Genomic DNA, 11,693 nt, shown 5'->3' on the forward strand with positions numbered 1-11,693 from the left:
CCCTGGGTAACACTGAGCGGCGTCCCATTCGCTTTGCCATGACACCCGCTTTCCTGCACGACCAGCACGCCTTGCTGGCCGAATGGCGGGTGTACCTGGAAGCGCGCTTGAAGCGTCCCGTCGAGTTCATCCAGCGTGACCGCTACCGCGACACCATGGATTTGCTGCAACAGCAAAAGGTCGAGTTCGCATGGATTTGCGATTACCCCTATGTGATGTTGAAAAATGAAGTTCGTTTGCTGTCGGTGGCCGTCAACAACGACAAACCCACCTACCGCTCCTACCTGATCGTGCCGACCCGAGACACCCAGACCCGCAGCGTGCTTGACCTCAAGGGAAGTGTCTTTGCCTACGCCGACCCCTATTCAAACACCGGTTACCTGGTGCCGCGCTTCGAAATCAAAAGCAGCGGCGCCGACCCCGCCACTTTTTTCAAGCGCACATTTTTTACCTGGTCGCATCGCAAGGTGATCGATGCGGTGGCAGCCGGGCTGGTTCAGGGCGCCACCGTGGACAGCTATGTGTGGGATTCCTTGAGTAAGGTGCGCCCCGACATCACCGCCAAAACGCGCATTGCCTGGAAATCCGAAGAATACGGTTTTCCGCCCATGGTGGCTCACAGCGATGTGCCGGAGGCTGATTTCAAACGGATGCAAGACATCTTGCTGGGGATGGCCAACGAGCCGCAGGGTCGCGCCTTGCTGAAGCGGCTCAACCTAGATGGATTCATCACCGGCACACCCAAGCTGTATGACCGCGTGGCCGAAATGATGCGCTTGTTTGGCGAGCCCTGATGCGTCTTTTTGACCTCAGTCTGCAGTTCAAGATGCCGCTCTGGGGCGGCGGCTTGATCCTGGCCACGGCCTTGGCCTTGTCGATCTCGTTTGTCGTTCAGACCTGGGACAACCTGCACCAGGAAATTCACAAGAACGCACAGGACATTGGCCGCACCATGGCGCGGTCGTTGTTTCCGGTGATGCTGCACGATGAGGTCTGGCAGGCCTTTGAGATTGTGTCGCTGCCCTTTGCCGCCGTGCCCAGCGCCGCACTGGCCGAGAGCCTGATGGTGCTCGACAGCGCTGCCCGCGTCTACGTGTCGTCGCGCCCCGAAGAACATCCCATGCTGAGTCCGCTGGACTCCCTTGGCGAGGAACTGGCTGAACTGGACCGTGCGTTCCCGCGCGCTCCGGATGCCAATGTGTTTGTGCTTGACCAGGGACAACACATTTATGTGACCTTGCCGATTGTTAATGACGGGATCCGGCTGGGCACCCTGGTGGTGGCCTACAACAAATCCCTGCTTTGGCAGCGCTTTACCCACCTGCTTGCAAACGCCTTATGGGTCACCCTGCTGGTGTTGGGAGTGCTGCTGCCCATTACCGCCTACTGGGGGCGGCGCATGATGCAGCCGATGCGACTGATCACCGAGCGCATCAGCCGCATCGGCAGCAACGAGTTTGAGGCACTCGACGCCTCGCTTTACCCCTACAAAGATGAAGTGGGCCAGCTGTTTGCAGCCTATGCCGACATGCGCTCCAAGCTGATGGAGAAGGCAGAGCTGGAAAAGGAAATGATCAAAAGTGAGCGCATGGCTGCCGTCGGGCGACTCACGGCCAGCATTGCCCACGAGATCAACAACCCGCTGGGCGGCATGCTCAACGCCATCAGCACCCTCAAACGTTTCGGTAGCCCCGACCCGGTCATGCAAAAGACCGTGTCATTGCTGGAAAGGGGTCTGTCACAGGTGCGCGACACGGTAGCCGCCTTGCTGGTGGAAGCCAAAGTAAAAAGCCGCGCCTTGAGTCCGACGGACCTTGAGGATGTGCGTATTCTGGTGAAGCACGCAGCCAAAAAGCTTGCCACCGAGCTTAGTTGGGACATTGCCCTGCCCAATGAAGTAGCCCTGCCTTCCACGCTGGTACGTCAGGTGCTCATCAATTTACTACTCAACGCCATCACGGCCGCGGGACAGGGTGGCAAGGTAGCACTGCACGTGACCACGGACTTGCGGGGCGTGAACATGGTGATCGAGAACAACGGAAAATCGCTGTCGCCCGAGCAACTCGGTCGTCTGTTTGAGCCCTTTACCCAGTTCTCGGAAACTGGCAACGGGCTGGGACTCTGGATTTGTTACCAAATCGTGACACAACTGGGGGGTACCATTCAAGCTGAATCCAATCCCGCACTGACCCGCTTTAGCGTGAGCTTTCCCCTGACCACATTCAAAACACCCTGATGCCGCAACTCTTGCCCAAAATTTGCCTGATCGAAGATGACGAAATCATGGGCGAGTCACTCGCCGATCGCCTCGAACTTGAAGGCTTCAGCTTTGACTGGCACCGTGACGGCTGCGCCGCCCACGCGGCCCTGCGCTCACACGACTATGCACTGGTTATCAGTGACATCCGCCTACCCGACATCACCGGCGATGCCTTGTATGAGCAATTGAGGGGTGAACACCTGAGCTTGCCACCATTCGTCTTCATTACCGGACACGCTGACATCGATACCGCCGTGCGCTTGCTCAAGGCCGGCGCGCACGACTACATCACAAAACCTTTCGACCTGGATGAATTGATCGAAAAAATCAATGCCGTGGTTGCCCAAGGCAGCAGCCAGGGACACACTGCGCTGGGCCAATCGCCTGCCATGCGGCGCATCGAGGCCATGCTGCATCGTTTGGCGACCAGTGATACCTCGGTGCTGATCACCGGTGAATCCGGCGTTGGCAAAGAGCGTGTGGCCCAGGCCCTGCATCAGTTGACCGGTGTGACCAAGCCCTTTATTGCCGTCAACTGCGGTGCGTTGACCGAAAGCCTGCTCGAGGCCGAGCTTTTTGGTTACGAAAAGGGCGCTTTTACCGGGGCACTCCGAACGAAAAAAGGGGTCTTTGAGCAAGCCAACGGTGGCACGCTTTTCCTGGATGAAATCGGTGACATGCCGCTTTCCATGCAGGTGAAGTTGCTGCGCGCGCTGCAAGAGCGCTGCATTGTGCGGGTTGGTGGTGAAACGCCCATCCCGGTGGACCTCCGGCTGATGTGTGCCACCCATCAGGTGCTGCAGGAGCGTGTGCAGTCGGGTGATTTTCGCGAAGACCTGTACTACCGCATCAACGTGGTCGAGCTGCGCATTCCGCCACTGCGTGAGCGGCCGGAAGACATCCTGCCGCTGGCACGTCAATTTTTGGCCGCCATTGCAGCGACTAACAAAAAGCCCCCACTCATCCTGACCCCCGCCGCCGAGCACGCGCTGAAGCACTACCGCTGGCCAGGCAACGTGCGGGAACTTAAAAACGCGTTGGAACGCGCCAGTCTGATGAGCGACGGCCGGACCATTGCCCACGACAAACTTTTTGACCGCCCCGCCCCGCAGCTGACCGAGCAACAGGTAGAGGCCGGCAGTCTGCGTGACTACCTGAGTGAGTGTGAACGCGACTTCATCGTGCACGCCCTCGATAACTGCCAATGGCAAATTGCCTGCTGCGCAGACAGTCTGGGCATCAGCCGGAAGAATTTGTGGGAAAAAATGCGCAAACTGGGCATCGACAAAGACACAGTCGGTAGCAAACCTTGAATTCTGGCTCACCCATGCCACCCGTGAGGTGGTCAAGCTACTGCCTACAAGCCGATGTGGTCCCATACCAGACACGGACAAGCCGACTCAGGCAAAATCCTTCCTTGTATGAATCCAAACCCTGCCTTAGTGGGCGCCCTGTCTGCTGCCGATGCCCTGAACCGCGACTGTTTTTGCCGCACCCTGAACGTCGCGCGCCTGCGCGAACAACTGGAGAGCGAGCCCAGCCTGAAGGGCATGATGGCCAACATCACGCAAACCCGGCCCAACCTGTTTTCCTCCACCGTGGTGTTCATCTCGCAGGAGGTGCAGCAGCAAATCACGGCCACCATTGCCGCCATCGAGCGTGTCGCCGCCCTGCCGGGCTACCAGGTACAGGCGCTGTCACGGGCCGACGCCTCGGCGCAGCACGACTTCGGGCTGCTCGGTGCCTGTATGGGTTATGACTTTCATTTGAGCGCCCATGGCCCGCAACTCATCGAGATCAACACCAACGCCGGCGGCCTGCTGCTCAATGTGGCACTGGCGCGCGCGCAGGAAGCCTGTTGCGACGAGCTGGACTGGGCGTTTACCTCCGGCGCCCGACACGACACCCTGAAAAAAGCCATTTTTGACATGTTTGCTGCCGAGTGGCAACTGCAGCGCGGTGCCCTCCCCTGGCGCTCGGTGGTGATCGTCGACGAGGCCCCCCAAGACCAATACCTGGCGCCAGAGTTCGAGCTGTTTCGCCAGCTGTTCAGCCAGTACGGCGTGCAGGCGGCCATTGCCGACCCGTCCGAGCTGAGTTGGCAAAGCGGCCGTCTGTTGCATCAAGGCCTGCCGGTCGACATGGTTTACAACCGCCTGACCGACTTTTACCTGACCGAGCCCGCCCATCTGGCCCTGCGCCAGGCGCATGAGGCCGACGCCGTGGTGCTCACCCCCCACCCACGCGCCCACGCGCTGCTGGCCGACAAGCGCAATCTGATTGCCCTGAGCCAGAACGAGCTGTTGCTGGCCTGGGGTGCGTCTGCTGCCGACCGCAAGCTGCTGTCCACCAGTGTGCCGGCCACGCGCCTGGTCACGCCCGAGCGCGCGGATGAGTTGTGGGCACAACGGCGCCAGCTGTTCTTCAAACCGGTGGCGGGTTATGGCGCCAAAGCCGCTTACCGTGGTGACAAACTCACGCGACGCGTCTGGGGCGAGATTCTGGAAGGCGACTTTGTCGCGCAGGCGCTGGTGCCGCCGAGCGGGCGCATGACCCTGGTCGATGGCGTGCAGACCGACCTCAAGTTCGACATCCGCGCCTACAGCTATGCCGGGCAGGTGCAACTGCTGGCGGCGCGCATGTACGCCGGACAAACCACCAACTTCCGAACCCAGGGCGGTGGCTTTGCGCCCGTGATTGTGGTGCCATCAACGACGCTGACCTCGGGCGCTTGCTGATGTGCGGTCTTTGCGGGGAATTTCGCTTTGACGGTGCCGCACCCGACATGGCGGCCGTGGCGCGCATGTCGACCCAGTTGGCACGGCGCGGACCCGACCATGCGGGCAGTTACCAGGACGGCCCGCTGGCATTCGGCCACCGGCGCCTGTCCATCATTGACTTGTCCGCCCATGCGCACCAGCCCATGGTCGACGCCGTGCTGCAACTCAGCCTGGTGTTCAACGGCACCATTTACAACTACCGCGAGCTGCGCTCCGAGTTGCAGGCCATGGGTTACCGTTTTTTCTCGGATGGTGACAGCGAGGTCATCCTGAAAAGCTACCACGCCTGGGGCGACCAGTGTGTGACCCGCTTCAAGGGCATGTTTGCCTTTGCCATCTGGGACCAGCGCAGCAGCCAGCTGTTTCTGGCGCGCGACCGTTTTGGCATCAAGCCGCTGTACCTGAACCAGACCACGCAAAGGCTGCGCTTTGCCTCAAGCCTGCCTGCGCTGCTGGCCGGTGGCGGTGTCGACACCACGCTCGATGCCGTGGCGCTGCACCACCACTTCACCCTGCACACCGTGGTGCCGGCACCACGCACGGTGCTCAAGGGTGTGCGCAAATTGCCCCCAGCGACCACGCTGCGCTTTGACCCGGACGGCACGGTCACCGAGCAGGTCTACTGGACACTCGATGCCACCCGACCTGAAACGTCCCTGTCCGAAGCCGAGTGGCTGGCGGCCACCCGTGAGCACTTAAGCCAAAGCGTCAAGCGTCGTCTGCTCGCCGCCGACGTGCCAGTGGGCGTGCTGCTGTCGGGCGGACTCGACTCAAGCCTGCTGGTGGGCTTGCTGGCGGACCAGGTGCCGGATTTGCGCACTTTTTCCATCGGCTTCGAAGACCTGGGCGCAGGCGCCGAAAAAGCCGACGAATTTGAATTCTCCGACCAGATTGCCGCCCACTTCCACACGCGCCACCACAAGTACAGCATCCCCAACAGCGAGGTCATGGCCCGCCTGCCGGAAGCGGTGGCGCAAATGACCGAGCCCATGGTCAGCCACGATGTGATTGCCTTTTACTTGCTGGCCGAACGGGTGTCCAAAGATGTCAAAGTAGTGATGTCGGGCCAGGGCGCCGACGAGGTCTTTGGCGGCTATTTCTGGTACCCGCAGATGGACGCCGCCAGCGGCACACCGCTGGAGCGCTTCAGCCAGCATTACTTCGACCGCGACCACAGCGAGTACCGGCAGATGATCACCCCGGCGTTTCAGGTGGGTGACGTGACGTCCGAACTGATCGCCGCCGAACTGGGCAAACCAGACGCCGATGAATTTCTGGACCAGGTCTGGCGCCTGGATGCCACCACACTGATCGTCGATGACCCGGTCAAACGCGTCGACAACATGCCCATGGCCTGGGGCCTGGAGGTGCGCACGCCGTTTCTGGATCACGAACTGGTGCAGTTGGCGGCACACATGCCACCGTCACTCAAGCTCAAGGAAGGCGGCAAGTTTCCGCTCAAGGCGATCTCGCGCGGGCTGATTCCCGATGCCGTCATTGACCGGCCCAAAGGCTACTTCCCGGTGCCCGCGCTGAAATATGTGCGCGGCCCGTTCCTGGAAATGATGCGCGGCATCTTGATGTCCGACGCTTGTGTCCAGCGCGGCCTGTACCAGCGCGACTATGTCGACAAACTGCTGGCCGCCCCCGAGGCGCCCGAGCATTTCACGCGCATCAACGGCAGCAAGCTCTGGCATCTGGCGCTGCTGGAATGGTGGTTGCAGGTGCATGTGGACCCCCATGAATGATGAGCTGAACGCGCAGCAAACGCTGCTGCCCGTGTTGCGCTACATGGTGGCGGCCCTGCTACTGGGCCCGATCATCACCGTGCTGGCCCTGGGTCCGGCGCTTACCGATTCACCCGTCAACTTGATAGGTCCTCCCGCTATTTTCGTGTTGGGTCTGGCCGCCTGGTACCTGATCTCGGTGCAAAAAATCAACGCGGCCATCCAGCTGAGCATGACTGGCATCTGGGTGTCGATCACCGGGATCGCCATTTTTTCCGGAGGCTTGCGCTCACCCGTCATGGTGGTTTATCCGGTGTTGATCCTGATGACGGGCTGGCTCGATGGCGCCCGTTCGGCGAAGTGGATGGCCCTGCTTTCGGTGGCTTCGAGCCTGGGCCTGTGGTCGGCCGAGCACCTGCACTACTTGCCGGGACAATTTGCGCCACCAACCGTTGTGTACGCGATCCACCAGGTCATCATTGTCCTGCTGTCGGCTGTTTTGATCGTTTTTGTCGTCAGGAGCTTTGGCTTGCGGTTCGATCAACTGCGGGAAACCAAGAACACCTTGAAAAGCCAGGCGCTGGCGCTGCAACAAAGCCAGGATCGTTACCGGACCCTGATTGAGTGGTCACCCGAAGCCATGTTGGTGCACCGACTGGGAACCTTGATTTACGCCAACCCGGCAGCCATCAAGCTATTTAGCGCACCGGATGCAGCCGCACTGCTGGCGAAAAAAACCACCGACCTGATTCACCCGGACGAACGGGCAGCCCAGACGGCGCGCATGAAAAGCATCATCAACCAGGAGGTCATTCCACCGGCCACCGAGTCCAGGTTTCTCAGGTTCGACGGCACCGTGATCGACGTCCAGGTGCAGGGCACCGCCATCGACTTTGATGGCGAGCCTGCCATTCATGTGTCCATCCATGACATCACAGAGCGCAAAAAGCTGGAACGCGACATCAGGCAACTGGCGTTTTACGACGACCTGACCCATCTGCCCAACAGGCGCCTGCTGGATGACCGCCTGCGGCAGGTGCTGTCGAGCAGCAAAAGACACGGTGGCTTCAACGCCCTGATGTTCCTTGACCTGGACAATTTCAAGGCGCTCAACGACCGCCATGGCCACGCCCTGGGTGATGCCCTGCTGGTCGACGCTGCCACCAGACTCAAAAAGTGTGTTCGCGAGATGGACACGGTGGCACGCTTTGGTGGTGACGAGTTCGTCGTGCTGATTCCGGAACTCGGCAACATGCAGACTGACGCAACCGCCACGGCCATGGGCATTGCGGAAAAAATCCGTGCCACCTTGTCAGAGCCTTATGTGCTGGAAGCGACACACGTTGACGGTGCCGGGTTCAGCGTCACACACCAATGCACGGCGAGCCTGGGTGTGCTCATTTTTTCCGACGACGCCAGCCCTGTGGATGATCTTTTGAAGTGGGCTGATGCCGCCATGTACCAGGCCAAGGACGAGGGCCGCAACCGGATTCGCCTGTTCATGGGGTTCTCCAACAGCACCGGCGTCCGATCAGCCATCCTGGCTTAAAGCGCACGCGCCAGGCGCGCAACACCTTTTTCAATTTTGGCCACATCGGCCGTGGCAAAACTCAGGCGCAGCGTGGCCAGGTCAGGGTCGTGCGCATAAAACGGTGCACCAGGCACAAAGGCCACCAACTGGTCAATGGCGCGCTTGGCAAATTCGGCGGCGTTGGATGGCTTGCCCTGTGCACCGGTTAACTGCGCCCAGAAAAACATGCCGCCCTTGGGCTGGTTGAATTCAATCGCATCACCCAATTCACGGCGCAAGGACTCAGCCATGACACGCGCACGCTCGGCGTAGGTTTTTCTCACGACGGCGAGGGTCGGGTTCAGTCGGTTCAAGGTGAGGTAATGGGCGCAAATGGCCTGGGTCAGGTTGCTGGTATGCGCGTCGCTGAACTGCTTGCACATGGTGGCCCGGGCCAGCAACTCGGGCGGCGCAATCAGCCAGCCCACGCGCAGGCCGGGGCTCAGTATCTTGCTGAAACTGCCGCAATGCGCCAGCCAGTCGCGGCTGCCGGGAACCCCGTCACTCAGCGCCAGCAGGCTGGGCGGTGGTGGCGTATCAAAGTAGAGCTCGCCATAAGGGTCGTCTTCGACAATCAGCGTCTTCGTACGTGCCGCAATTTCCAGAATGCGCTTGCGCCGTGCCAGGCTCAGGGTGGCGCCACTCGGGTTGCCAAACGTGGGGATCAGGTAGACCAGTTTGGGCTGGTGTTCTTCAATCAGGGCTTCAAGCTGGTCGACATCCACGCCGTCGGCATCGATCGGCGCGCCGATGATGTGCGCGCCATAGAGCCGGAAACACTGGATCGTGGCGAGGAAGGTGGGCGCCTCCACAATCACCTTGTCGCCCGGCGAGATCATGGTTTTTCCAATCAGGTCCAATGCCTGCTGGCTGCCGGTGGTGACGATCAGGCCCTCCGGTTTGACCGTGCTGCCCTTGCCCGCCATGAACTGGCTGATGGCTTCGCGCAGCGGCTGAAAACCTTCGGTGGCGCCGTACTGCAGCACCGGGCCCGGGTTGTTGGCCAGCACCGCAGCGCTGGACTGGGCGATACCCTCGGCGTCAAACAGCGCCGGGTCAGGAAAGCCACCGGCGAAACTGATGATGCCGGGCTTGCCCAGCAACTTGAAAAGCTCACGGATGGCAGAAGTTTCAATGGCGTCGAGTCGGGTGGCGAATTGCATAAGATAAGCTCGGATGAATGAAGGCCAAATTGTGACCGATGATTTTGCCTTGCCTGCCAGCCCTCACCCGCTCGATCAAACCCATGAAAACCTCTGCCATCGAACACTTTTTCGCCACCCTGGCCACAGCCAACCCGCAGCCGCAAACCGAGCTGAAATACAGCAGCGTGTTCGAGCTGCTGGCCGCGGTGCTGTTGTCGGCGCAGGCCACCGACGTCAGCGTCAACAAGGCCACGCAAAGCCTGTTCCTGGTGGCCAACACGCCGCAAAAAATGCTGGCACTGGGCCTGGAGGGGCTGGAGAGTTACATCAAGACCATCGGCCTCTACCACAGCAAAGCCAAACATCTGCTGCAAACCTGCCAGATCCTGATGGAGCGCTACAACGGTGAGGTGCCGCGCACGCGGGAAGCCCTGGAATCGCTGCCCGGTGTGGGCCGCAAAACGGCCAATGTGGTGCTCAACGTGGCCTTTGGCGAACCCACCATGGCAGTGGACACCCACATTTTCCGGGTCAGCAACCGCACCGGTCTGGCACCGGGAAAAACGCCACTGGAAGTAGAACTGAAACTGCTCAAGCGCATTCCCGAGCCCTACCGCGTGCATGCCCACCACTGGCTGATCTTGCTGGGCCGCTACGTCTGCCAGGCGCGCACGCCGCAATGCTGGCAATGCGCGGTGGCACCGTATTGCGACTTCAAGGCAAAAACACCGCAGCCAAAAAGCTGAACGAGTCACCCCATCGCACCTGGCACCGACAACCCGAGCAGCGTGCGTTGGGTGTCTGGCGAAGCGAAGTCAAGGAGGAGGTTCGGGCGCCAGCCCGAACCGGGGGACATGAGCGCAGTCAGATACCCAATGCGCGCTGCGGCCCAAGCTGAAGGCGCCTAACCAGGGAGTCTGGGCGGCAGAGCGTCCTGCTGCGTGTCCCCCGCCCTGCGGGCTCCTCCTTAATATCATTCAATCACCCCCTAAGCGCTGATGGGGGTTCGGGTTGTTGACCCTGTGCTCCTCCTTGGGACATTGATCCTGCGGTAAAGACTGGGGCACAACCCGGTTTCGACGCTGTAGCTCGAACGGTGTCTTGGGGCGCTGCCTCGAACCTTTTGGTCTGACGGCAGTGACCCCGCATATTAGGGTGCGCATGTCGAATTCAGCGAACTCATCCCTGTCATCAAACAAGGAGGTCAGAGCGTGCAATATTTCATTGGAATCGACGTCAGCAAGGCCAAGCTGGATGTAGTGCTGCTGCTGGCCCACGACAAGTTCAAGTCCAAAGTGTTTGCCAACAACACTGCAGGCTTTGAAACGTTGCTGCAATGGCTGCAAACCCATGTACCTGAGGCGCACACCTCGCTGCACCTGTGCATGGAAGCCACCGGCAGCTACCACGAAGCACTGGCTTGCTTTCTGAGCGACCAGGCTTTGGTGGTGTCCGTGGTCAACCCGCTGTTGGTCAAGCGCTTTGCCGAAGCAAACCGGCTGCGCAACAAGACCGATGGCGGTGACGCCAAGTGTCTGGCACTGTTTTGCAGGAGCACAAGCCCTGAGCGCTGGGAGGCGCCCTCCAAAGCGGTACGGACGTTGCAAGCGCTGGTGGCTCGCCTGGACACGCTGCAGGCCATGCGCCAAGGCGAGTGCAACCGCCTGGAGGTTGCCCACAGCTCGGTTGCAGACTCGGTGCAAGAGGTGATCGATAACCTGGACAAAGCTATCGCCAAGGTCAAGGCCCAGATTGCCAGTACCATCGATGACGACCCGGACCTCAGGCAACGCGCAGCGCTGCTGCAATCCATCCCGGGCCTTGGAGACAGGACGATCCCGCAGTTGCTGGCCTATGTGGGAAGGCCGGATCGATTCAAGAGCGTCAAGGCGCTCATTGCCTATGCGGCACTGACGCCACTGATACGGCAGTCTGGAACCTCACTGGACAAGCGGCGAGGCACGCATCCCATGGGGCATCAAGAACTCAAACGCGCGCTGTACTTTCCGGCCCTGGTGGCAGGACGCTACAACCCTGTGGTGGCAGCCTTCTGGGCCAAGCTCAAAGCTCAGAACAAGCCGGGCAAGGTCATTGTGGTGGCGTGTATGCACAAGCTTCTGGCAATTGCATACGGCGTCTTGCGGTCAGGAAAACCCTTCGACCCCAATCACTTGAGGCAGATTACCGCTTGACAAAGACAACGGTGTCTTT

At 60.4% G+C, this 11,693-nt stretch carries 9 protein-coding genes; 8 read left to right on the plus strand and 1 reads right to left on the minus strand.

Annotation, left to right across the window (positions count from 1 at the left end; genetic code table 11):
- The first annotated feature begins 38 nt into the window (after positions 1-38).
- The 6 genes from Q7U49_RS08865 (at position 39) to Q7U49_RS08890 (ending at position 8,316) form a co-directional block, all read left to right on the plus strand.
- Entirely contained in the window at positions 39-794 is a 756-nt protein-coding gene (locus tag Q7U49_RS08865; RefSeq protein WP_304763848.1) for a PhnD/SsuA/transferrin family substrate-binding protein, read from the plus strand.
- Positions 794-2,236 carry a sensor histidine kinase gene (locus Q7U49_RS08870; protein ID WP_304763849.1) on the plus strand — a complete coding sequence of 481 codons (1,443 nt, stop codon included), beginning with the start codon at positions 794-796 and terminating at the stop codon, positions 2,234-2,236. The genes Q7U49_RS08865 and Q7U49_RS08870 overlap by 1 nt, the downstream gene beginning before the upstream one ends.
- Entirely contained in the window at positions 2,236-3,573 is a 1,338-nt protein-coding gene (locus Q7U49_RS08875; protein WP_304763851.1) for a sigma-54 dependent transcriptional regulator, read from the plus strand. Before Q7U49_RS08870 ends, Q7U49_RS08875 begins: the two co-directional genes overlap by 1 nt.
- Before the next feature lie 108 nt (positions 3,574-3,681).
- Positions 3,682-4,998, plus strand: a complete 1,317-nt coding sequence (locus Q7U49_RS08880) for a hypothetical protein (RefSeq protein WP_304763852.1) — start codon at positions 3,682-3,684, stop codon at positions 4,996-4,998.
- A complete protein-coding gene (locus Q7U49_RS08885) occupies positions 4,998-6,788 on the plus strand; it encodes an N-acetylglutaminylglutamine amidotransferase (protein ID WP_304763854.1) in 1,791 nt (596 codons plus the stop codon). Before Q7U49_RS08880 ends, Q7U49_RS08885 begins: the two co-directional genes overlap by 1 nt.
- Positions 6,781-8,316 carry a sensor domain-containing diguanylate cyclase gene (locus tag Q7U49_RS08890; RefSeq protein WP_304763856.1) on the plus strand — a complete coding sequence of 512 codons (1,536 nt, stop codon included), beginning with the start codon at positions 6,781-6,783 and terminating at the stop codon, positions 8,314-8,316. Before Q7U49_RS08885 ends, Q7U49_RS08890 begins: the two co-directional genes overlap by 8 nt.
- On the opposite strand, the gene Q7U49_RS08895 is transcribed toward Q7U49_RS08890, so the two are convergent.
- On the minus strand, positions 8,313-9,500 hold the full coding sequence (locus Q7U49_RS08895) for a PLP-dependent aminotransferase family protein (RefSeq protein WP_304763857.1): 1,188 nt from the start codon (positions 9,498-9,500) through the stop codon (positions 8,313-8,315). The genes Q7U49_RS08890 and Q7U49_RS08895 overlap by 4 nt on opposite strands.
- A gap of 83 nt (positions 9,501-9,583) precedes the next feature.
- On the opposite strand from Q7U49_RS08895, the gene nth reads away from it, so the two are divergent.
- Positions 9,584-10,228 carry an endonuclease III gene (gene nth, locus Q7U49_RS08900; protein WP_304763859.1) on the plus strand — a complete coding sequence of 215 codons (645 nt, stop codon included), beginning with the start codon at positions 9,584-9,586 and terminating at the stop codon, positions 10,226-10,228.
- A 465-nt stretch (positions 10,229-10,693) separates the two neighbouring features.
- The gene (locus tag Q7U49_RS08905) at positions 10,694-11,674 is read left to right on the plus strand and encodes an IS110 family transposase (protein ID WP_304763860.1); all 981 of its coding nucleotides are present in this window, start codon (positions 10,694-10,696) and stop codon (positions 11,672-11,674) included.
- Positions 11,675-11,693 lie beyond the last annotated feature (19 nt).

This window comes from Rhodoferax sp., assembly GCF_030653815.1.
In the GTDB taxonomy this organism is placed as follows: domain Bacteria; phylum Pseudomonadota; class Gammaproteobacteria; order Burkholderiales; family Burkholderiaceae_C; genus Rhodoferax.